This window comes from Pedococcus sp. P2_E2, from assembly GCF_056403955.1.
Genome location: NZ_JBFUEM010000002.1, coordinates 85,027 through 106,885, shown reverse-complemented (window position 1 = coordinate 106,885; position 21,859 = coordinate 85,027). Strand labels below are relative to the sequence as shown.

The window sequence follows — 21,859 nt, the reverse complement described above, 5'->3', positions numbered from 1 at the left end:
GTGACGTGATCGAGTGGCGAAGAGGGAGCGGGTGCGTAGCCCGTCGTCCCGTTAGTACATGTTGCGGCAGGTCTAAGATATTGTCAACACGTCGTTGAGATATCTCGGTGGTTTGGGGGGACACAGACTGCCTCTCCGCCGCCGAGGGCCACAGGACCGCGATAAGGGCGACCGAGGCGTCTCCTATTGCGGGCACCGTGGTACCTCGACTTCGCCGGGCCCAGGACGACGGGACTCGCAACCGACTGACACTCACAAGGAGCGCTCGTAAGTGCTGCCTCGTTCGCCGCTCGAGGGCCCTATCGGCATTCCCCGCCTCCGAACGGGATGGGCTCTCCTCTGGCCCGATCCAAAGCTCTCGTCCAACTCGGCACCCGGCATGTCGGGGACCAACAGCCTGGGGGCGACCACCGCACTGTCGCAGGCAGACCTAAGACCCCCGGGACGTTTCTTGGCGTCCGCAGACTCAATTTTTAGGTCGATACCTGGCTAGGCGCTGAAGCGAGAGCCTCGCAGGTCAACGAGTTTTCCCACTCGCCATCGTCAGGATGGCTTTGCGTGGGTACTGCGGTGTACCAACGTTGTTGGGATGACCACATGCCTTGCCGGATCCCCATTGAGTGTCTCGAGCAGCAGATCCGTCGCTGCGTGCGCGAGTGCGCCGAGATCACACCGAATGGTTGTGAGATCAATCAGACCCCAGGACGCCATACTGATGTCGTCGAAACCCACTATGGTCAAATTGTCTGGCACCCGTATTCGAAGTTGGTCCGCAGCCGCGAGGGCTCCGATCGCCAGTACGTCGTTGCCGCATACGAGGGCGGTCGGGCGTCGCGGCCCGCTCAACAGGTCAAGAGCCGCCGTCATACCGGCCGCATAGGTGTAGTCCACGCGTCGCACGTGCTCACGCCGGATGTGCGCGCCCGTCTGCCGCAGGCCGGTCCTTATACCCAGGCTCCGCTGGCGGCCAGTGGAGAACTGAGTGGGACCTTGGATCGCTCCCACTTGACGATGACCGAGATCGCCGATGAAGCGGCCGAGAGCGCGGCTCCCTCCAAAGTTGTCGAAGCTGCAGCTGCTCGAGTTCGGTAGATCCATCGTGCGATTCACCAGGACGTGAGGCACACCCGCCTCGTCCAGATCTCTGCTGAGGGTGGATCGGCGAGACACCGTACAAAGGAGCGCTCCGTCATAGGACCCGTCTGACAGAGTGGCCAACATCCACGAATCCGCCTGCCGATCCGTTATCAGGACCATCTGATACCCGCGGCTGCTGAGGTGTTGTCGCAAGGGTTCAACAAGCTCTGGATAGAACGGATTGGTCAACTCCTCGACCACCACGGCAATTCGTCGCGTCTTGCGAGTGGCTAGCGTGCGACCCGAGGCGCTGGGGACATACGCGAGTTCGTCTGCAGCGGCCCGAACTCGCTGACGCACCTCGACGGAAGTGCCCGGCAGGTTTCTAAGTGCCCGGGATACGGTGGGCTGCGAGACGCCCGCGAGGCGGGCGACATCGTGACCAGTTACTCGCACCACAGCGGCACCTCCTATTGCAAGGTATACGTATGCAACGCAGACTCACAAGTGTCATTCAAAGAGGTGGACTAGAGAGAAGGCGGCCGTGGAGTATCTGAAGAGACCAGCGCAAGAACAGCCTCAAGGGTCTGGAGCGACTTCCGTCGCGCAAGCTGTAGCGGACATCATCGCGGACATCCGTGAGCGTGGCGACGAAGCTGTGCGTGCTTACTCCGAGCGCTTTGACAACTGGAGTCCCGAGTCCTTCAGGCTTGAGCGGGACCAGGTGGAAGAGTTGGTCGCATCAGTCCCGCGGCAGACGATCGACGACATCATCGCTGTCCAAGCGCGGGTCCGGCGTTTCGCCCAGTTCCAGAGAGAGTCTTTGAAGGACTTCGAAGTCGAAACGGAACCCGGCGTCCTGCTCGGTCAGCGGAACCTGCCCGTGGCAGCTGCCGGGGCGTATGTCCCCGGTGGACGGTATCCCCTCGTTGCTTCGGCCCATATGACAATCGTGACCGCGAAGGTTGCTGGCGTTCCGCACGTCACTGCTTGCACCCCTCCGTTGCGCGGAGAGATTCCCGCCGCCACTGTCGCGGCCATGCACTTGGCAGGTGCAGACGACATTTTCATCCTGGGCGGCACTCAGGCCATCGCGGCCATGGCCATCGGCACTCAGCACATTCAGAAGGTCGACATGCTGGCGGGCCCAGGAAACGCATATGTTGCGGAAGCAAAGCGGCAACTCTTCGGAGAAGTGGGCATTGATCTCTTCGCGGGTCCGACCGAGACACTAGTTATCGCCGACGAAACGGCCGACCCGTTCGTTGTGGCGGTGGATCTCCTTTCGCAGGCCGAGCACGGACCTGACTCGCCAGCGGTCCTCATCACGACGTCAACGGACGTTGCCGAGCGTGCCCTGTCATTCGTCGACACCATTCTGGAGACAATGCCCACTCGTGACTATGCACTCCCCGCTTGGAGAGATCATGGCGCGGTCATTGTGGTACCGACACTGAAGGACGCGTACGCCCTCGCCGACGATTACGCGTCTGAGCACGTTCAGATTCTGACGTCCAAGCCTCGAGAAGCGCTTGAATCGATGAACAATTACGGTGCGATGTTCTTGGGCGAGGGGACCTGTGTCTCCTACGGCGACAAGGTCATCGGAACCAACCACACCCTGCCAACTCGCGGCGCTGCTCGCTACACGGGCGGACTCTGGGTCGGCAAGTATCTGAGGACAGTCACGTATCAGGAAGTACTCGATCGCGGCGTGAGCGCTGAGCTCGGACGGCTGTGCGGCCGAGCGTCCCGCGTTGAGTTCTTCGAGGGTCACGCGCGATCTGGCGATGTGCGTGCCCACAAGTACGCCGGTGATGAGCTTCCCTGGGCACCTGTCCAGTGACACCAACAAAAGGAATGCAGACCCCCGCGGGCCAGACGGCCCTGATCACGGGAGCGGGCGATGGGCTTGGCCGAGCCATTGCGCGCCGGCTAAACGAGGCCGGAATGCGAGTAGTCCTGGTAGGCCGGACGATGGAGAAGCTCGAGGAATCAGCTTCCTCGATGGAAGGGAGCGTCCGCGTGGAGCGTTGCGACACGTCTGATCCCGGATCGGTGGAGGAACTCGCCGCGCAACTTGGCCAGGAGAAAATTTCCGTCCTCGTCAACAACGCTGGAGTGGCCGGTCCAGTGTCCCCCTTGGTCGACATCGACCCCACGGCGTGGGACGAAGTGTTCGCAGTCAATGTCCGGGGGGTCTTCCTGATGTGCAAGTCGTTCATTCCACCGATGGTCGCCCGTGGGCACGGTCAAGTGATCAACCTCGCGTCCGTCAGCGGAAAGAGGCCGTTGGCCAACAGAACCCCTTACACGGCGTCAAAGATGGCTGTTATCGGACTGACGGCCACGCTCGCATTTGAAGTTGGGCCTCTTGGAGTGATGGTCAATTCATTGTCTCCGGGGCCCGTGGACGGCCCACGCATGAAGCGAAACTTCACGCTCGAGGCTGAGCGCTCTGGGCAAACAATCGAAGAGGTCGCGAAGAGCTTCACCTCCCGCGCCGCCCTAGGCAGGATGGTTACCGAGCAAGAGGTGGCCGAAGCCGCGCTTGCCATGCTGAGCATGTCCGGCCTGTGTGGAGCAGACGTTGATCTCTCAGCAGGAATGGTTGCTCGGTAGCAAACAGACCCCAAGTGAGTCGCGGCACCTTGCCTCGCAACCGTGTCAATCGAGCGTCTTGGCACACCAGTCCGCCGGTCTGTCATACTAGACCCGTGATTCTGCCTGCGATCCTCGCCCGCCCAGCCGCGCTCGCCAACCAGACCGAGACGGTGTACTGGACGATCAAGCGGCGCATCATCGAAATGGATCTGCCACCAGGGGGACAGTTCACTGAGTCAACGTTGGCGAACCAATTCGGGACGAGCAAGACCCCCGTCCGAGAGGCTCTCGTTAGGTTGCATCGAGATGGGCTTGTCCAAGCCGTCCCTCGCTCTGGGTACCTGGTGACGCCGATAACCCTGCGCTCCACGCGTGAACTCGGCGAGTTCAGATCCATCCTCCAACCGAAGGCCGCTGAGATGGCGGCTTTGGGCGGTCTTCCCGCAGAGAGCATTGCACGCTTGCGTGAACTGGCTGAAGGCCCCCTATCCCAGCCGTTCGGATCCGAAGATGAGCTTGAGAGATACCTTCGCGCCCACTTCGAGTTCGACTCGATCATCATCAATGGCGCTGGAAACTCGCGACTCGCCGCGGTCGCGGTCGCGGTGCTTGACGACTTGGAAAGAGTCATGAGGTTGGTCTTGCGACTCATCCCCTGGTCGACCACTCGAGTCGCGGAGCGCGGAGCAATCGTTGACGCGATCGAAAGGCGAGATCCGGAGGCAGCCTTCACTGCAATGCAGACTCGAACGGCGAATTCCCTCACGGAGAATATGTCCGTTCTGATGAACAGTGCCGACATTAGCGATGCGACGATCAGTCTCCCCGCGGAGCAAGCACTCTAGGAGGGATTACGCTCAAGGAGAAGCGCATAGTCATAAGCGGACTCGTCGCCGCGGCGATCTGAACGCGCATCGCAGCGGCCGTCCCTGTCAGGAGATCAACCGACGTCGAGCGACCTGGCAAAGTGGCAGGCGGCTCGGTGCCGTCGCTGTGTTGCGTTGATTGCTGGATCCATCTCCTCGCAAATTGAGCGATCATCGAACGCGATGGGACCGACAGGGCAGCGGCGGTGGAAGCGACAACCAGACGGCGGATCTCGCGGGTCCGTCGGCTCTCCGATGGCCCGGAACCCTTCGCGCTTGTTCCCAGGGATAGCCGCGAGCAGCGCTCGCGTGTACGGATGCTGGGGGTCAGCAAAAAGGCTACTGGTCTCCGCGACCTCCACCACCTGGCCGAGATACATGACCGCAGTGAGGTCGCACACCCGTCTGACGACCGCGAGGTCGTGAGAGATGAAGAGGCCGGCAAACTCAATCTCGTCCTGCACTTGGAGCAGGGTCCGCAAGATTTCGGCTTGGATGGATACGTCGAGAGCCGCAGTCACCTCGTCGAGAACAAGGACCGACGGTCGCACGGCCAAGGCACGACCTATTGCGACGCGCTGACGCTGCCCACCAGAGAGTTCGTGCGGATAGCGACCCACCAAACGGGTGTCCAAGTGCACCAGCTGGGCTAGATCGTTGACCGCCATCGGCGCTGGAGAGAGTCGCAGTGCCTCCCTGAACATCTCGAGGACCGTCATCCGAGGATTAAGGGATGAGTATGGGTCCTGGAAGACCATCTGGATGCCATTCTTGCGACTCAGCGCATCACCCGTGATCGTGCCGGCTACGGGAGTGACAAGGCCGCTAATCGCTCGGGCGACTGTTGATTTGCCGGAGCCAGATTCGCCCACCAACCCCAGTGTGCGCCCCTTCTCGAGAACAAACGACACGTCACTGACAGCAGTGAACCGTGACTGTCTCTGCCCATACTCGACCTTCAATCCGTCAGCGACGAGTGCGCTCATCGAGATGCACCTGAACTCTCTTCGCACTTGTAGCCCAGGTCATCAACAATCAACCTTTTCCGCCGATCCACGACCGGTCCATCGATGTCTGGCACCGCCTTAAGCAAACTTCGCGTGTAAGGATGTTCGGCAGACTCCAGTTCGGCCACAGACAGTTCCTCCACGATCTCCCCGTCCCGCATAACAATGACACGGTCGCAAATCTCCCGGATCACCCCGAAGTCATGGGAAATGAAGAGTATCCCCATCTGGTGCTGAGCTTGTAGCCGGCGGAGCAGTGCGAGGACTTCGGCTTGAATGGTGACGTCCAGAGCCGTCGTCGGCTCATCGGCGATGAGTAGGGATGGCTTAGTCATGAGCCCCATCGCGATAACCACTCGCTGTCGCATGCCTCCCGACAATTGGTTCGGGTACATCCGTAGGATCCGTGGCCCGCCCGTCAGCTGCACTTCTCTCAGCGCTGCCAACGCTACCCCTCGGGCCTCTCGTTTTGACAGGCCGAGATGTAGACGCGATGCCTCCGTCATCTGACGACCCAGACGCATCGACGGCGTTAGAGCCGCCATCGGATTCTGGAAGACGGTCGCGATTTCTGTCCCTTTGAACTTGCGCACGTCTGCGTTGGATGAACCAAGTAGATTTACGCCTGCCATCTGAAGCCGGTCAGCGGTAACCGCGCCCGGAGCAGGGACCAAACCCGCTATGGCGGACGCGGTCATACTCTTCCCGCTCCCGGATTCACCTACAACGCCGACGACCTCGCCGGCATTTACGTGAAAACTGATCCCGCGGAGGACTCGTTGCTCCGCGAAGGTGACCTCGAGATTCCGCACCTGTAGCAGGGGCTGCTCCCGATCCCCAGGCCATACTTCACTTTCGACGCTTGTCCGTGCTGGACCGTACGTCGGCGTAGCAGACTCGGACTCAGAGGCGACGGCGGGGCGGCCCATGCTTGAGGTCCATCGCCGTGGGTCCATGCTACGCGCCCCACTTTCGCCGATGAAGGCGAACATGATTCCGACGAGGGTGATTGCGCCTGCGGGTCCCATGATCACAACCGGGTCGGTGAAGATTCGATCGAGGTACTCCGCGAGGAGACTTCCCCAGTCGTAGCCGGGCGGTCGGACGCCCAGGCCTAGGAAGCTCAGTGCCGAAAGCGCGACCATCGCGTCGCCTACCCCAGTGGTTGTCTGGATCCACAGGGGGCCGGAAACGTTGGGTATGATGTGTCGCCGCAGGCGGCGTCCTCGGCTTAGGCCCAGTAGCCTTGTTACGTGTATGTAGTCCGACTCGACGACCGAACTGGCGAGATTGAGCATGGTTCGCGCATAGAGAGGGACGAAGGCTAATCCGACTGCGATGACGGCGCTTGCGGTTGTTCGGTATAGAGCGCTGACGAAGAGTGCGACGACGATGGGGGGGAAGGCCAGCCACAAGTTGAGACAAGCCGTGACCACTGTGCGCGTCCGCCCTCCCGTCATCGCGGCAATCAAACCGATTGCATACCCGACCACTGCGGAGAATGCGATGGCGAGCGTCGAGAGGACGATTGTTAGTCGCGTAGCAGCGATTAGGCGCGCGAGTACGTCCCGACCGAGATCGTCTGTGCCCAGAAGGTGGTGTGCGCTCGGACCTTGCCGAGCGGCGATCGGGTCGAAACGGTTAGCTGCTTCGCCGGCCACAAGGGGTCCGGCTACGGCGGCAACCACGATGATGAGCACGAAAAGCGCCGCGAGTTGCCCAGACCTGGTCGACAGGACTGCCTTCAAAGGACTTCTTGCCGGCGGAGAATTCGTTGGAGTCATCGTGAAACCCTCAATCGTGGATTCAAGGCGACCAGAATTAGGTCAACGACGGTGTTCACGAGCAAGACGCCGATGCCAACCAAGATGATTGTCGCTTGCAGGACGGGGTAGTCGCGCGTGTCGGTCGCACTGACCAGTGCCGTTCCGAGACCCGGCCACTGGAACACGTTCTCGACGATGACGCTTCCTCCCAGCATGTAGCCGAACCAGACGCCGCCTATCGTCAGGGCCCCGGTGATGACGTTTGGCAGGACGTGTCGAAAGTAGATGGACACGGGCGGCAATTGTTTGCTGCGCGCAGTTTTGACGTATTCACTTTGGAGCGCGCTAAGCGCTTCGACCCTGACGATGCGTGACAGGATCGCAACGGCGGGCACCGAGAGGGCCGCGACTGGGAGAACCAGGCCGCTGGGGGAGCCAGGGTCGGAGACCGGAAAGATCGGGAATCTGACAGACAGAAGTGCCACTAAGCCCATGGCCAGGACATAGGACGGGATTGCTGAGAGCAGACCGGTAAGCGTCGTGAAGATGGACGCGAGAGACGACCGCGATTCATTTTTGGTTGCTGCCGCCATGACCAGGCCAATCACGACACTAAGGATCGCTGTGACAAGGACGCTGCAGGCAGCGAGCTCGGCGGTTTTCAATGTTCGATCCGCCAGGATCGAGCTCACGGACTGCCCCGTGAAGGAGTCGCCGAACCTGAGGGTGAAGACACCACCCAGTAAGTCTCGGTACCGCTCCAGTATGGGGTGGTTCAGACCAAGAGCTTGCCGGGCTCTTGTGACGTCAACTTGCGATGCTCCGGGGCCCAGCAATCTTGCCACCGGGTCCCCAGGCATTGCTTGCACCAAGATAAAGGCCCCGGTCGCAAGCAAGAGGACTCCCCCGACGAGTCTGGCCAGCAACTTGCTGACCAGACTCGCCATCGTGCGAAACGACATTCGGTTGCCTCAGTCGACGCGTAGCGACGCGGGATCGATGTACTGGCGGTACGGCTTGACCGTGACTCCCTCTCGGGTGACCACCTTCGTGGCGTCGTAGTAGAGCGGGACCATCGAAACCCCTTCGTTGATCGCCTGCTGAGCCTCTGCCCACACCGCGCAGGAGTCTTCGGGATTCATGTTGAAGGCCTGCTTGGCGAGCGCTGCGTATTTGTCATTCTTCATGTACCCAGCGTTCGGAGACTTGGGGGACGTGAGGAACGGCGCGATCACTCCGGGATTGTAGACACCAGTCCAAGCACCGACCCAAATGTCGTAGTCGCCCTCCATTCGACGATCCAGGCCCGTCTTCTGGTCCACGTTCTCCATGTTGACCTTGATCCCGAGATCCGTCCATGCCTTCAGTGCGTAGTCTCCGATGGGCTTGTTGGGTGCCGCGGCCCCTGTGACCAACACGTTGAGAGCGAGCTTGCGGCCGTCCTTGGTCCAACCATCTCCGCTCCGCGTCCATCCCGCTTGCTCGAGGTACTTGGTCGCGGCAGACGTGTCGTACGGAAGCAGTCCATTCGAACTGATGGAAGATTGACAAGATGCCTGCGGCAGCGCAGTGCTGTTGTGCGTCTGATCCGGGGATCCGGTCGCGATCTGACTCATGCCCTTGGCGTCAAGTGACGACGCAAGAGCCCTTCGAACATTGATGTCCTGCGCCGGATTTGCGGCCTTCAGAAAGTTGAACTGAAGATAGGTGGCGGAAGAAGGTACATTCATGATTTTGAACTTGTCGGTCTGGAATCGGTCCGTCGCTCCCTGGGAGTTGAAGAAGCCGACCGCAATGTTTCCGCTTAGCATCAGGTTCGCCGCCGTAGTCTCGTTGTCGATAACCCGCACCTCGAGCGAGCTTGGGGAGCCGGCGCCACCAGAAGTCTCGCCATTCGGGCCCCATGAATAGCCACTGCGAGACTTAAATTGGTAGGACTGGCCGGGCTGCGCCTTGGTGAGGACAAACGGACCAGTCCCGAAGCTGTTGGTGGCAAGCTGACTGGGATTGTCTAGGCCCTTCTGGCAGATGATCCCGGGATAGAAGGCCAGGTTCGACAGCAACGGGCTGAACGGCTCCGGCAGGTCGAGCGTAACCGTGTTCTCGGCCTTGTCTGTGCTGACCTTGTAATCAACTGATCCGATAAATGCGCCGGTCAGAGGGATCTTCGCGTTTGGATCCTTGAGGCGCTCGAAGTTCGCGGCGACAGTTTCAGCTGTCAGTTTGGCGCCGTCCGCGCATGTGATCCCGTCGCGGATCTTGAACGTGGCCTGAGTCGGGGTGACGTGCCATGACTCAGCGAGTTCCGAAACGACCTTTCCATCCTGCTCTGCCACCAACGTGTCGTATGCGAGGCGCATCATGGGCCGTCCCCAGGCACCGGTGCTGGCCTGAGGGTCCAAGGAACCCGGGTCTGTCGGGACCTGGATAACGAGAGATGAACTCTTGTTACCGGCGCCCGATCCACTGCCACCGCATGCGCTGACAGTTAGCAGGACAACTGCCATCAAGAGCAGCGTGACTCGCTTCATGTTCTCTCCTCGTAGATATGTGTGAACGGGGCCCTGTCGGCTTGGGCGCCTCATGCCCTGCAGCACCGAGATTTGAGTACGCTAGCACGCAGGTTTGGTATCTCGCTAGAGGCATTTGAGATCTTATAGCTCGCACTCGGTGGGTTAGCTGATCAACCGACCCAGGCGGGGACGCGTTCGGCCGGTTGCATGCCAGGCCCGTACCCGTCTACCAGCCACTCTCGTCGGCAGGGGCCGTTATTAGGGCTGCACAAGCAAGCGCATCTCAGGGAAGCGCGTTCGCGGCGAGCAGCCACCGACCCGGTCAGCGCCGAGAGACGGCGCTTCCGGCCAAGAATTGGAACTGGGTTGTCGAAAGTCCGTGCATCTCGGCCGCTTCGACGAGCGAGATGGCAGATTCGCCGCGACCTCCGACGAGCGCCAAGGCATCGCCGACGGACGCGCTGGACTTGAGCCCAGACAAGTCGACCAAGGAGTTGAGCAACGTTCGGGCGATGACAGGAGCCCGCTCGCCCTGCGTGACAACAGATTCGCTGGCTGATGGGCGAGGAGACAGGCCATCTAGCCACCCCAAAGGAAAGACCCCATAGGTGCCGGACGCCGGGACCATTACCCGCTCGCCGTAACCGAGTGCCAACTCCGTGGGCGCGCGTACTCGGGTGACTTGGATCAAGTGACTGCGCAATTCAGCGAGGACTGGCTTGGTCGGCACCTCGTGCGTGGAGTACAAGCCGTAGAGCAAGCTTCCGGGATCCACAGCGTCATACGGAAGGTTAGGTCGCATAAGCATCGGCGCCGAGCTCGCGACCATGCTCAATACAGGTCCCGGCAACGCATCTCGAACCTGACGTAGGAGCTCGTCGAAGCGCAAGAGGCCCGCGTCAAGCACCGTGGGCTTCGGCTTACCGAAGTGCGTGTATACCCCCATGCACGTCAGACGATCTTGTCCCTGGACGGCACGAAGGACCCGTTCCAGTTGTGGCGCCACTAGGCCGAACCGCCCGCCCCCGAAGTCCACCTCGACGAAGAATCGGCCCTCCGCCCGACTCTGCAGCAGCACTGCCAGCGACTCTTCGCTGTTTACGGTGACTATGACGCCGCTGGAGACCAAGCCCGGCAGGAGCGAGGGTGGCGCGGACGAGAAGAGAAGCACTTCAGCGTTTGGCGCGAACCTCCGTGCGAAAAGAGCCTCGGACGGCGTGCCGGCGCAGAACGAATCAATGCCGGCCGCCGCCCCTAACCGCAGTGCGGTCTCGATGCCCAGCCCGTAACCCGATCCCTTGATGACCTGAAAGATGCGCGTAGAGGGCCTCAGAATCTTTCGAGCCTCATGGACGTTGTGAAGAAACGCCGAGAGGTCGGCCGTGCAGACGTTGTCGCGGTCATCGCAGGTTTGGATTGAAGACTGCTTCTGGTCAGCCTGCATTGTCATCACCGGCAACCTTGGCTGATCGTCGCCTCGGATCCCCTTCCCGGCGGCGAGGAGGCCCAAGCGGCTTCCAGCATGCTGATCACGGGTACGGTCGCGGATCAGTGATGGCGCCGTAGATCTCCGGCTGACGCACATGGAACATGTGCATGTCGGATCGCTGGCGAAACTGTCGATCAAGGTTCACGTCCACAACAAGCACGCCCTCTTCGTCGAAGGGCAACTGAGCGACGACCTCGCCATCTGGCGCGATCGCACGCGTCCCACCAACGTAGCCCCGCTCTGGATTGGAGCCGATCCCACTCACCATCAGGTACCAAGACATGTTCTCGACGGCTCTAGCCCACATCATGTGCTTCCAGTAGGCCTGGAAACCGTCGGCCGCGGCAGCGAGATTCAGCAGGTAGCTAGCGCCCATCAGCGTCTGGGCGCGAGCGACCTCCGGGAACGAGATGTCGTAGCAAATGTGCAGACCCACGGGGCCGTCCTTGGTCATCACCGGCGTCAGATCGCGACCTGGTGAGTACCTGGAGTGCTCGTCCGCAATGCCATTCAGGTACGGCCAGTTCGCGAGGTGTGTCTTGCGGTAGATGCCCGTAAGGCCGTCGTCGGGGTCGATGACGAGAGCAGCGTTGTACACGTCGCCAGGCATGCGATTGCCGCGCGCCACACAACCAAAAGCAATTGTCACGTTGAGTTCGCTCGCAAGTGTGATCATCTCTGCAACATGCGGATCAGACGCGTCGGGCGTCGTCGGGTACAGGGTCGCGAAGGGGCGATCCAGTGAAGTCCTCGTCTTGTCCACGACCCCGTAGCCCTGCAGAAAGACTTCCCCCAGGGCAACCAGGGTGGCGCCATCGGCGGCTGCTTGCTTAATGCCCTGGATCGCGCGCTCAAGATTCGTGTCCCTAGGGTCGAACGTGGCGGTTGCAGATTCGAAGGCTGCCTGCACAAGCCCCACGCGCACGTTGCGATCGGACTCGAACGTGGACATGGCAGTCGGGTCGCTCGGAAGCACCTGTATGTCGTCCAGCTTCCCCATTTGCACTCCTTCAGGTAGAGGCGTATGCCATCGCTCGTTTGTAATATACTAACTCGCCACTTTGATGTCGTCAACGTTAGGGGCCTTCAAATACACAGGCCGTTGCCCAAGCGACCAGTTTCTGCTCCGAACCTGCGAGACCGGAGCTGGCCGCCTCTTGTGACAGAAGCACTGACAGCAACGCGCCCACGCACAACCAGCTGGAACCGCACTTGAGGTACCAAAGGCGGCACCTTGTAGCGCTCCTACAGACCCACTGCGGCCGGCTGCCGACATCTGAAAGGCGGAAAGTCGGCGGTTCGGCCCGGTCGCCGAAATCGGGTGACACCCACGGCTCGTCCTGATCGGTCACGGCCGACGATGGTCCGGTCCGGATGGCGTCACGACAGCCGAGGACCCTGCTCGTGCGTGACAGTCGGCTCGTACTGCGTCCATGGGTCGCACGCTTGGCGTGTGTCGTGGCCGGCAGCCCACGCTGCGAGGCCGGCGTCTACTCGAGCCAGCAGCGGCCTGCCGCGGTCCTCCGGGTGGCGAACGGCCTGCAGGGCCTCGTGCAGGTCCAGGCCAGACTGTTCGGCGTGGCGCATGCGTTCCAGCAGAGGGCGCCAGTGGTCGGCGGTCGTGGCTGCTTGGATCTGCTCGGGCCCGACTCCCGCGGCGAGCAGTAGGTCGGTGTAGCGCTGGTGGCGGCGGTGGTGCTGGATGGCGGCGCCTTCGGCGTCGAGCCGGGCAGGGCTGCCCGCCGCGACGGCCTCGTGGTCGCGGGTCTGTGTCGCTGATAGCTCGGCACCGGACGTGGCGAGGACCTTCTTGAGCACCTCTTCGGCCGGGACCGGGTCGCCGAGGTCGTGGGCGGTGTCGGTGTCGGCGTCGTGACTGGTGTCGACGTAGAGCCGGTTGGCCTCGCGGCCACGGGTGGCCATCACGTAGAGCGGTTCTCGGACGGTGGCGGCGCTGACGTAGGCGTGGCAGGTGTCGACGGTGCGGCCTTGGGCTCGGTGGGCGGTGGTGGCGTACCCGAGCTCGACGTGGTCGCCCACGTAGTCAGCCGGTAGTCGGGTGGCCGTTCCGGCTTTGTTGGTGCGGTGGACGGTGAGCGACCCGTCCTGGTGGACTGCGGTGACGGTCCACTGGTCGCCGTTCTTGACCCACCCGCCGGTGGCGTGCAGGTCGCGCTGGTTGAGCCGGGTGACCACGACGTCACCGGTCCCGATGGTGGTCCCGTCCGCGACCGACACACCATGGCCGATGACTTGGCCCGTGGCGACGAGGTCAGCGCGGGCGCGGGCGTTGAGCTCGGCCACAGTGGCGGTGTCAGCGGCCACCATCAGAGAGGTTCGGCCGGAGCGAGTATCTGTCCGCCACGCTTGGTAGATGGCCTCGATCATGGTGTCCCGGTCGCCGTCCTGGACGCGCCCATGGTGCAGATAAGGCTGTGCGGCGGTGGGTTCGCCGTCGCGCACGGCCAGGCTCGCGGCGGCTTCCCATTCGTGCCGGAACCGGCGCACGTCAACCAGCTCCGGCGCATCGTCGCGGTCGGTGACCAGGAGCCGGAAGGCGCCGCCCGCGGCGACCGGGGACAGCTGTGCCGGGTCCCCGACCAGCAGCACCTTCGCCCCTACCTGACGGGCTTGGGTGGTGAGGGTGTCGAGTTCGAGGGTTCCTGCCATGGAGGCTTCGTCGACGATGACCAGCTGACCAATGCGCAGCCGCCACCGGTCCAGTTCCGCCTTGACCTGGCGGGCGCGGCGGGTCAGGGCGCGGGTCCGCAGGGAGGGGCTGGCACCGCGGAGCTTGCCTTGGAGGGAGGCCAGTTCGGCAAGGCGCTGGTCCTGCCGGCGCTGTTCGCTGAGCCACTTGGCGGTGTTCTCCGTCGGCACCCCGACCGCGTCCGCGAGAACCTCAGCCGCGGCTGCGGAGGGGGCGAGCCCGACCACGCTCCCCCGCCCGAACGCCGCCTCCCATGCCGCCCGCACCCCGGCCATGGTGGTCGACTTCCCTGTCCCGGCCGCACCGACCAGGACGTCGAGGGCGCGGCCGGAGGTGACGACCCGGCATACCGCGTGGGTCTGTTCGGCGGTGAGCCGGCGGCCATCTGCCCGCTCCGGCAACGGGGCACCGGCCGCCACGGCGGCCACCTCTGCCGGCACCTGGGGTCCGTCGGTGGCGCGGCCCGTGGCGAGGAGGCGTTGCTCCGCCTGGAGCACGCCGGTCGTGGTGTAGATGGTGGCGTCCCGGGCCCGCAGACGGGTGGAACCATCGGGACGCTGCAGCGACGCAGGGACGCGGGTCGTCGGCTCCGGTGGGGTGAGCTGTACGGAGGCATCCAGCGCCAGGGCGGTGACGCGTTCGGCCGCGTGGGCGCGCTCGTTCGGGGTGGTGAACCGGACCCCGTGCAGCTGCCGCAGCGCCTCGGCCAGCACGTTGGAGCGGGTGAACGTCGCCCGCCGGGCGGCGACCGCATCCACCACGACGGTGGCCGCATCCTTGAGCATCCCGTCCTCAAGGTCGGCCGCGCTCAGGGCGGGCAGGTCGCACCTGTTCGCCAGCGTGGCCACCCATGCTCGCGAATCGGGACCCAGGTGCGGCTGCGCCCGGTGTCGCCAGTCGCGGACCAGGTCGGCCAGCGGTCGCAGCTCCTTGGCTGGGCGTGTTTGCAGGGTTGCCTGCTGCCGCAGCCGGATCACGTCGGCCACGGTGGGCTGCCGCCCATGGGAGGCGGCGAAGCCCCCGATGAGGTCCTGGGCAGCGGCGTTGATCGCGGCCGAGCGCTGCGAGAACTCCTCCCGCAGCCCCTTGCCGACCCCGGTCACCTCCCACGTCGGCGACGTGGACCGTGCCCGGCGCTGGGCTTCCCACCCCCACCCCAGATCCGCTGTGAGCAGGTCCATCAGGGCGCCGTTGTACAGCTCCGACAACGCCACGTTCGCCTTGAACAACGCCCTCGAGTCCAAGGTGCGCCAGCCACCATCCGAGGCCGCCTGCACTCGGTTCAGCACCACCACGTGGGTGTGCAGCTGCGGGTCACCCGCGCGGGAGTCCCAGTGGTCAAACCCGGCCGCGACCACACCACGGACAGGTTCGCTGACCACGCCACCACGCCCGGTCCGGGTGGTGAACACCTCCCGCTCCGCGTAGCCGATGACGAACTCCAACGCCCAGTGGTGCGCCGCGTAGATCCGCGCCCGGGTCGGCCCATCGGCCAGCGCCCACGCCACCGACACGCTCTTCGGAGCCGAGAAGGTCAGGTCGAAACCGGCCACCGTCCGCGACGCCGGTCGAGGCCTCCCGGCGTCGCGGTAAGTGGGGCGGTCCGCCGCAGGGGCACGGCCCAGCCGTTGACCTGTGACCGGGTCCTGCAGCATCCCGAGCATTCGCCACAGGTGTTCTTCGGTCACGACCGACCCAGGTGCGACACCCCCTCCACCGTCCAGGCCGGCCAGGCCGGACCCGAGGAACCGGCCCGCCGGGGTGCCCTCCTGGGTGTAGTACGCCGTCAACGGATCCGCTGTGGGGCCTTCCCGATCGGCACGCGCGACCGACGACATCAGGTACCGAAACCCGGCCCCCAACGTCATCCGCCGTATCGACATCGTCACGCCAAGGCAACGACCAGGACGGGGCACTATCGGGCTACGGCCCACCTTGGTGCCTGACGTGTGGCACGAGAATGAGGGCTGGACCGAGATGGTCGGGTGAGCCTGGCTGCGGGGCGAGTGGGGTGGGGCGGGCATGACGGGAGACAGGCGGGGCATGGAGTCTGGGCGGCGGGACGTGAGGCAGCGCCGGAAGGGCGTATCGATGGGTCACAGGTGAGGATCGGGATTGGCCAGCTTGGGCCGAGGGGCGAGTCGAGGGAGGCGCTCCGGCTGCCCGGGGTACGGACCACCCACACTTTCTCGGGCTTCGAGTTGGGCTGTCGTGTCAGAGCCGGGTCCTCAATTTCGGCCTACCCGGGTCATGCTGGTCGCACGGCGCCTCGGTTCGGTCCGGTGGCGAGGCGCCCATTGTCGACGGACGTACGGCCCCGCGGCTCATTGCTCCTCGATGCTTGCAGGAAACCTATAAATCCTTATACGATTGCTGCAAACCTCTAAGAACTTATAGGGAAGTGGCGACATGTCCGATGTGCACCTGAGTGTGGCCGAAGCCGCCGAGGTGCTCGGCGTCCACCCGCAGCGCATCCATCAGCGAATCCGGGAAGGCTCCCTGCCTGCAGAAAAGGTTGGGAACCAGTGGGCCGTCGAGATGAACGACCTGCGTCGCATCAGGCACCACGCCGGGCCTGGGCGTCCCCTGTCGTCGAAGTCCGCATGGGACCTGCTCGCCGTGGCTGCCGGTGGCCAGGCCGCCTCAAAACTAAGCCCCTCGGCCAGGTCCCGCGCCCGGTCGCGGCTAGCGCGCCTGCTCGCCCTTGCCTCCTCCGCCGAGCTCGAGGACGCCGCAGCCCATCTCGTACACGCGCTGCGTAACCGGGCAGAGCGCGCTCTCTTCGTGGCTTCCCCGCACGACCTGCCGGACGTCCGAGACGACGAGCGTGTCCACCTGTCCGGTGTCTCACTTCCCGACTCGAACATGTCTGTCGGTGCTGTGACCGAAGGTTACGTGTCCGCCGACGACGTCGACGCCCTGGTCGACGACTACCTTCTCTCCCCCGCTCCCCGCTCCCGAGCCAACGTAATTTTCCATGTCGTGCATGCCGACGCCATGAACCCGGCACTCGTCGCCCTCGACGACGTCGCCCGCTCGCCGCTCGCGCTCGCTGCCGACCTGGCCGAGCACGACGGAGTCCGCGAGAAGAGCGAAGCCGTCCGCTCGGTCGCCGACCTGCATGCCTGGATCGTCGCCGGAGGAGCCCACGTCGTCGGAGCAGACCGTGGCTGACCCCGTCGAGCTGCCTGCCATGAACGAAGCCCAGACGCAGTCTTGGCATGCCCTCATGGATCTCTACGAGCGCCTTGACTCCGACTGGGCCCTCATCGGCGGTCAACTGGTGCACTTGCACTGTGCCGAACGCGGTGTCTCGCCAACGCGTCCGACCAACGACGTCGACACGGTCGTCAACATCAGGGCCTCCCCAACGATGCTCGTGACCTTCACTGGCGCTCTGCGCGATATGGGCTTCACCCCTGACATCTCCGGTGACGGCATCCAGCACCGCTGGCGCCGCGACCAGGCCCAGATCGATGTACTCATCCCCGAAGGTGTCGGCGAACGCGCAGCGTCCCGTATCGGCGCCGGAGGAGCCCCGACCATCTCAGCGCCCGGCACGACGCAAGCCCTAGATCGCAGCGAGCCAGTCATCGTTGTGGCCATGGGCCGCACTGGCACTGTCCTGCGCCCGAACCTTGTCGGAGCCCTCGTCGGCAAGGCCGCGGCCCGTACCGAGATCGCCTCGGACCGGGCCAGCACGCGCCACTGCACCGACTTTCGTTGTCCTGGCCAACCTCGTCTCGGCTCGCGACTTCCGGGAGACTGAGTTGGTGAAGAAGGACCGCTCACGGCTGCGCAAGATGCTCACCTTTTGCCGCAAGGACGACTCCGCGATGTCTGTCGAGAACGCCGTCGAGGCCCTCGACCGACTGGAGCGGGCAGCGAAGTTGAACGGCTAAGCGGCTACTGCTGCCTCTTCGTCCACATTCGCTTCTTCATCACTATCGCTTTCATCACGCTGATGATGAAGATGCTTCATGTCTTCCCCAGGATCTGATCTGCGACAGGTCTCACCCTGTCGACTCTTCCCCAGGATCTGATCTGCGACAGGTCTCACCCTGTCGACGCACCGCACCTCAGCAGTCCCGTTGCACCTCTCGGCCGGCGCGCTGACGTTGACGAGACCCATTGGGTCGGCCCCGGCTGCGTATGGTGCCCCGGTCGCCGCGTTGTCTATTCAAAGCCGGTAGCTGAGAAGGGGCAGCCATGTCTGAGACGAAGCGTGTGGAGCGGATCCATCTGACGGTCAGGGACGTCTGCGCCGAGTTGGGTGTCGCCCGTTCGACCTTCTATGACTGGCGGGCCGCCCACAAGGCGCCACCGTGTCTGAAGCTCCCGAACGGCGACCTGCGAATCAAGCGGAGCGACTTCGACCGCTGGCTCGAGTCGCTAGAGCAGTCGGCCTGACCCATGAACTCTACGAAGACCTTCGAGGTTCAGGTGTGGGGCGTTCGCACCTACAAGGGCAAACTCAAGACGACTCACACGGTTCGCTGGCACGTCCACGGGAAAACTTTCCAGCAGACCTTCGGCACGGTGAAGTCGGCACAGTCGTTCAGGGCCACCCTGTTGGTCGCCCTGCGCAACGCGGAAGCCTTCGACCGGAACACGGGCCTTCCGGTCAGCGCAGAAGAGGCGTCCGCCAGCCCCAATTGGTTTGAACACGCGTGCGCCTTCGTAGACACGAAGTGGGCACACGCTTCTCCCCAACACCGGCGTGGGCTGGCGGACGGCCTCGTCACAGCCACCTGTGCCGCGCTTCCTGCCGGTGGACCTGACAGGGCACTTCTGCGAAAGGCCCTGTTCAGTTGGGCCTTCAACTCCGGAACACGACGGCAGCACGCCGCCACCGCTTCCCCGCCGGAGGCCTTCGCCGAGGCGATCGCCTGGGCTCGGCGCCGATCGCCCACCCTCGAGGAGCTCGCCGAACCTTCGCGACTGAGGCCCGTGCTGGATGCTCTTGCACTCAGGCTGGATGGCACCGCGGCGTCGTCCAGCACAGTCGCACGAAAACGTTCGGCGCTCTACAGCGCTCTCGAGTTCGGCGTTGAAATCGGTGCTCTGACGGGGAATCCCATGGACAAGGTGAAGTGGAAGGCGCCAGCCCACACCGACGTCATCGACCGCCGCGTCGTCGTCAATCCGGACCAGGCACGCGCCCTGCTCGCAGAAGTGAGGCGCCTCTATCCCTCGCTGGAAGCATTCTTCGCATGCATCTACTACGCCGCGCTCAGGCCCGCGGAGGTCCGGCATCTCACGCTGAAGAACCTGGATCTCAAGGGCAGCCCAACTGGCTGGGGCACGCTCCACCTCGTCGGCTCGACGCAGACGACGGGGGCCGAGTGGACCGATAGCGGGCGGCCCACGGAGGACCGGGAGCTCAAGCACAGGGCCCGGCGCGCGACCCGGCCCGTTCCAGCAGTGCCCGAGCTCGTCGAGATCCTGGGTCGACACGTCGAGCAGTTCCCGCCTGGACCTGCGGGTCGCCTCTTCGTCAACCGAACGGGCAGGGCCGGAGTTCCAGTGGCACCGCCATTCTCGAGTCCGCAGTCGATGGGCGTCGTCTACCGGGTCTGGGACCGAGCCCGTCGGACGGTGCTGGCGGACGATGATTACGACTCACCCCTCGCCAGACGCCCCTATGACCTGCGCCACGCAGCAGTTTCCCTTTGGCTGAACGCCGGCGTGCCGGCAACTCAGGTCGCGGAGTGGGCAGGCCACAGCGTGAACGTGCTTCTCCGCGTCTATGCCTCCTGCATCTCCGGACAGGACGAGTCTTCGCGCCGACGAATCGCGTCGGCCCTCGAGCCGCCGGAGAACCAGTCAACGCCAAGGGCTAGGCCACGGGGCCAGGGCCGAATTTCCCCACCAGTTCCCCACTGACACCCGTAGATCGCCGGTTTCGGCCGGCCACAGCCGTACATCGTCGTGGGCAAGTAGAAGGGCCCCTATCCAGCGTTTCCGCTGGTCAGGGGCCCTCTTGTGCACGTGGTGGCAGGTGAAGGATTCGAACCTTCGAAGCTTTCGCGATGGATTTACAGTCCACTCCCATTGGCCGCTCGGGCAACCTGCCGTGGTGCGCGTGGAAGGATAGCAAGGACACCCACGAATGCCGAAACCGGTAGCCGCCCAAGCCCGCGGCCGCCGCGTGACGCCCAGGAAGGACACGCCACCATGGCCGACAGCTCGTTCGACATCGTCAGCAAGATCGACCACCAGGAGGTCGCCAACGCCCTCAACAGCGCCTCGCGTGAGGTGGCGACGCGCTACGACTTCAAGAACGTCGGCGCCTCCATCGAGGCCAGCGGCGAGGACAAGGTGATCATCAAGGCGAACACCGAGGAGCGCGCCAACGCCGTGCTCGACGTCTTCCAGACGTGGCTGGTCAAGCGCAAGGTCTCGCTCAAGCACCTCGACGTCCCGGAGCGCGGCCCCCAGCTCTCCGGCAAGGAGTACCGACTCGAGCTCGGCCTGCAGGAAGGCATCTCGCAGGAGAACGCCAAGAAGGTCGGCAAGATCATCCGCGACGAGGGCCCCAAGTCGGTCAAGTCCCAGATCCAGGGCGACGAGCTGCGCGTCACCAGCAAGTCTCGCGACGACCTCCAGGCCGTGCAGGCCCTGCTCAAGAGCAAGGACGACCTGGACTTCGCGATCCAGTTCACCAACTACCGCTAAGCCCGCTGAGCTCGCGGTGGGTCACCCGCCGCCAGGCAGAGGTATGCCGCCGTCCCCGAGGCGGGGACGGCGGCATACCTGTCTGCTGTGGGCGCTTCTGTGCGGGAGCTAGGCGCTGCCGGGCTCGGCCTGCAGGGCCATCGTCGGACCACCGAGGTCGGGGAACCGGATGACCGAGCCGTCGGTGTCGGGCGAGTCGTCCTCGGTCCAGCTGTCGAGGGCGCTGGCCAGGCCCAGCGCCAGCCCGGCCATCTCGTGGTCGCCGATGCCGACCCGGGAGGCGACCTCACGAGCGTTCGCGGGACGCTCCGCGGGATTCTTCGCCAGGCAGTCCCTCACGAGTGACGCGAGGTCCTCGGGGACACCGTCGGGCAGCGGCGGGGGTGGTTCGTTGACGTGGCTGAGGGCCGTCGCCACCGGGGTCCCCCTGTCGAACGGCCTACTCCCCGAAAGCATCTCGTGCGCGACCACCCCAAGGGCATAGAGGTCGCTGGCCCCGGTCGCGGCCTCGCCCATTGCCTGCTCCGGGCTGAGGTAGTCCGGGGTGCCGAGCATCTCCCCAGCCCGGGTGTGGCCCGCGGCGTCGAGGGCTCGGGCGATGCCGAAGTCCGTCAGCTTCACGAGTCCGTCGGGACGCACGAGGATGTTGGCCGGCTTCACGTCGCGGTGGATCACCCGGGCCTCGTGGGCCACGCCGAGGGCGAGGGCAGCCTGTCCGACCAGGGAGCGCACCTCTGCCGGGTCGAGGGGTGCGCGGCGCTTCAGGAGCAGGGAAAGGGGCTCACCCTTGACGAGCTCCATGACGAGGAAGGCCAGGCCGTCGTCCTCGCCGTAGTCGAACAGGGTCGCGATGTTGGTGTGCAGCAAAGCCGCCGAGTGCACGGCCTCGTCGCGGAACCGGAGGGCGAAGAGTTCCTCGTGCCCGGTGTCCGGACGCATGACCTTCACGGCCACGGTGCGCTGCAGCACGGTGTCGGTGCCGGCCCAGACGTCCGCCATGCCACCGGAGGCGATCCGTGCACCGAGCACGTAGCGACCGCCGAGCGTGTCACCCTCTTCGAGTCGGTTCATCCTGGCGTGTCCATTCATACCTCCGCAGACGGAGGTGAACGTCAACTGACATCGCAAAAGCCCTCGCCACCTCTGATG

18 protein-coding genes, 1 tRNA gene and 1 pseudogene are annotated in these 21,859 nt (G+C 64.1%); 9 read left to right on the top strand and 11 right to left on the bottom strand.

The window, feature by feature from the left end:
* Positions 1–543: 543 nt before the first annotated feature.
* Entirely contained in the window at positions 544–1,533 is a 990-nt protein-coding gene (locus AC1DWR_RS06050) for a LacI family DNA-binding transcriptional regulator (RefSeq protein WP_477624228.1), read from the bottom strand.
* An 88-nt stretch (positions 1,534–1,621) separates the two neighbouring features.
* On the opposite strand from AC1DWR_RS06050, the gene hisD reads away from it, so the two are divergent.
* The 3 genes from hisD (at position 1,622) to AC1DWR_RS06035 (ending at position 4,526) form a co-directional block, all read left to right on the top strand.
* Positions 1,622–2,923 carry a histidinol dehydrogenase gene (gene hisD / locus AC1DWR_RS06045; RefSeq protein WP_477623896.1) on the top strand — a complete coding sequence of 434 codons (1,302 nt, stop codon included), beginning with the start codon at positions 1,622–1,624 and terminating at the stop codon, positions 2,921–2,923.
* Positions 2,924–2,937: 14 nt separating this feature from the next.
* Positions 2,938–3,699: an SDR family NAD(P)-dependent oxidoreductase gene (locus tag AC1DWR_RS06040; RefSeq protein WP_477623895.1), complete on the top strand. Its 762-nt coding sequence runs from the start codon at positions 2,938–2,940 to the stop codon at positions 3,697–3,699.
* Positions 3,700–3,794: 95 nt separating this feature from the next.
* Positions 3,795–4,526, top strand: a complete 732-nt coding sequence (locus AC1DWR_RS06035) for a GntR family transcriptional regulator (protein WP_477623894.1) — start codon at positions 3,795–3,797, stop codon at positions 4,524–4,526.
* A 95-nt stretch (positions 4,527–4,621) separates the two neighbouring features.
* On the opposite strand, the gene AC1DWR_RS06030 is transcribed toward AC1DWR_RS06035, so the two are convergent.
* The 8 genes and pseudogenes from AC1DWR_RS06030 to mobF all read right to left on the bottom strand — a co-directional run bounded on the left by AC1DWR_RS06030 (position 4,622) and on the right by mobF (position 15,915).
* The gene (locus AC1DWR_RS06030) at positions 4,622–5,533 is read right to left on the bottom strand and encodes an ABC transporter ATP-binding protein (protein ID WP_477623893.1); all 912 of its coding nucleotides are present in this window, start codon (positions 5,531–5,533) and stop codon (positions 4,622–4,624) included.
* Entirely contained in the window at positions 5,530–7,302 is a 1,773-nt protein-coding gene (locus AC1DWR_RS06025; protein WP_477623892.1) for a dipeptide/oligopeptide/nickel ABC transporter permease/ATP-binding protein, read from the bottom strand. Before AC1DWR_RS06025 ends, AC1DWR_RS06030 begins: the two co-directional genes overlap by 4 nt.
* Before the next feature lie 32 nt (positions 7,303–7,334).
* Positions 7,335–8,012, bottom strand: a complete 678-nt coding sequence (locus tag AC1DWR_RS06020; RefSeq protein WP_477624227.1) for an ABC transporter permease — start codon at positions 8,010–8,012, stop codon at positions 7,335–7,337.
* A gap of 39 nt (positions 8,013–8,051) precedes the next feature.
* Positions 8,052–8,267 (bottom strand): annotated as a pseudogene (locus tag AC1DWR_RS06015) (ABC transporter permease); the annotation flags it as partial.
* Positions 8,268–8,291: 24 nt separating this feature from the next.
* The gene (locus AC1DWR_RS06010; protein WP_477623891.1) at positions 8,292–9,851 is read right to left on the bottom strand and encodes an ABC transporter substrate-binding protein; all 1,560 of its coding nucleotides are present in this window, start codon (positions 9,849–9,851) and stop codon (positions 8,292–8,294) included.
* Positions 9,852–10,155: 304 nt separating this feature from the next.
* The gene (locus AC1DWR_RS06005; RefSeq protein WP_477623890.1) at positions 10,156–11,283 is read right to left on the bottom strand and encodes an alanine racemase; all 1,128 of its coding nucleotides are present in this window, start codon (positions 11,281–11,283) and stop codon (positions 10,156–10,158) included.
* Between the two features lie 79 nt (positions 11,284–11,362).
* On the bottom strand, positions 11,363–12,322 hold the full coding sequence (locus AC1DWR_RS06000; RefSeq protein ID WP_477623889.1) for a carbon-nitrogen hydrolase family protein: 960 nt from the start codon (positions 12,320–12,322) through the stop codon (positions 11,363–11,365).
* A 380-nt stretch (positions 12,323–12,702) separates the two neighbouring features.
* Entirely contained in the window at positions 12,703–15,915 is a 3,213-nt protein-coding gene (mobF, locus tag AC1DWR_RS05995; RefSeq protein WP_477624226.1) for a MobF family relaxase, read from the bottom strand.
* A 526-nt stretch (positions 15,916–16,441) separates the two neighbouring features.
* Between mobF and AC1DWR_RS05990 the strand changes: the two genes are divergently transcribed.
* The 5 genes from AC1DWR_RS05990 to AC1DWR_RS05970 all read left to right on the top strand — a co-directional run bounded on the left by AC1DWR_RS05990 (position 16,442) and on the right by AC1DWR_RS05970 (position 19,918).
* Positions 16,442–17,206 carry a helix-turn-helix domain-containing protein gene (locus tag AC1DWR_RS05990; RefSeq protein WP_477623888.1) on the top strand — a complete coding sequence of 255 codons (765 nt, stop codon included), beginning with the start codon at positions 16,442–16,444 and terminating at the stop codon, positions 17,204–17,206.
* Complete coding sequence (locus AC1DWR_RS05985) at positions 17,199–17,801, top strand: hypothetical protein (RefSeq protein ID WP_477623887.1); 603 nt, start codon at positions 17,199–17,201, stop codon at positions 17,799–17,801. The genes AC1DWR_RS05990 and AC1DWR_RS05985 overlap by 8 nt, the downstream gene beginning before the upstream one ends.
* A 4-nt stretch (positions 17,802–17,805) precedes the next feature.
* A complete protein-coding gene (locus AC1DWR_RS05980) occupies positions 17,806–17,934 on the top strand; it encodes a hypothetical protein (protein WP_477623886.1) in 129 nt (42 codons plus the stop codon).
* Positions 17,935–18,241: 307 nt separating this feature from the next.
* Entirely contained in the window at positions 18,242–18,442 is a 201-nt protein-coding gene (locus AC1DWR_RS05975; protein WP_477623885.1) for a helix-turn-helix transcriptional regulator, read from the top strand.
* Between the two features lie 3 nt (positions 18,443–18,445).
* A complete protein-coding gene (locus AC1DWR_RS05970; RefSeq protein WP_477623884.1) occupies positions 18,446–19,918 on the top strand; it encodes a tyrosine-type recombinase/integrase in 1,473 nt (490 codons plus the stop codon).
* 106 nt (positions 19,919–20,024) lie between these two features.
* On the opposite strand, the gene AC1DWR_RS05965 is transcribed toward AC1DWR_RS05970, so the two are convergent.
* Positions 20,025–20,108: transfer RNA gene (locus AC1DWR_RS05965), tRNA-Tyr, on the bottom strand.
* A 101-nt stretch (positions 20,109–20,209) separates the two neighbouring features.
* On the opposite strand from AC1DWR_RS05965, the gene AC1DWR_RS05960 reads away from it, so the two are divergent.
* Positions 20,210–20,710 (top strand): YajQ family cyclic di-GMP-binding protein, encoded by a 501-nt coding sequence (locus tag AC1DWR_RS05960; RefSeq protein ID WP_477613910.1) that lies wholly within the window; start codon positions 20,210–20,212, stop codon positions 20,708–20,710.
* Positions 20,711–20,818: 108 nt separating this feature from the next.
* Here the strand turns inward: AC1DWR_RS05960 and AC1DWR_RS05955 are convergent, their stop codons facing one another.
* Positions 20,819–21,781: a serine/threonine-protein kinase gene (locus AC1DWR_RS05955; RefSeq protein ID WP_477613663.1), complete on the bottom strand. Its 963-nt coding sequence runs from the start codon at positions 21,779–21,781 to the stop codon at positions 20,819–20,821.
* Between the last annotated feature and the right edge of the window lie 78 nt (positions 21,782–21,859).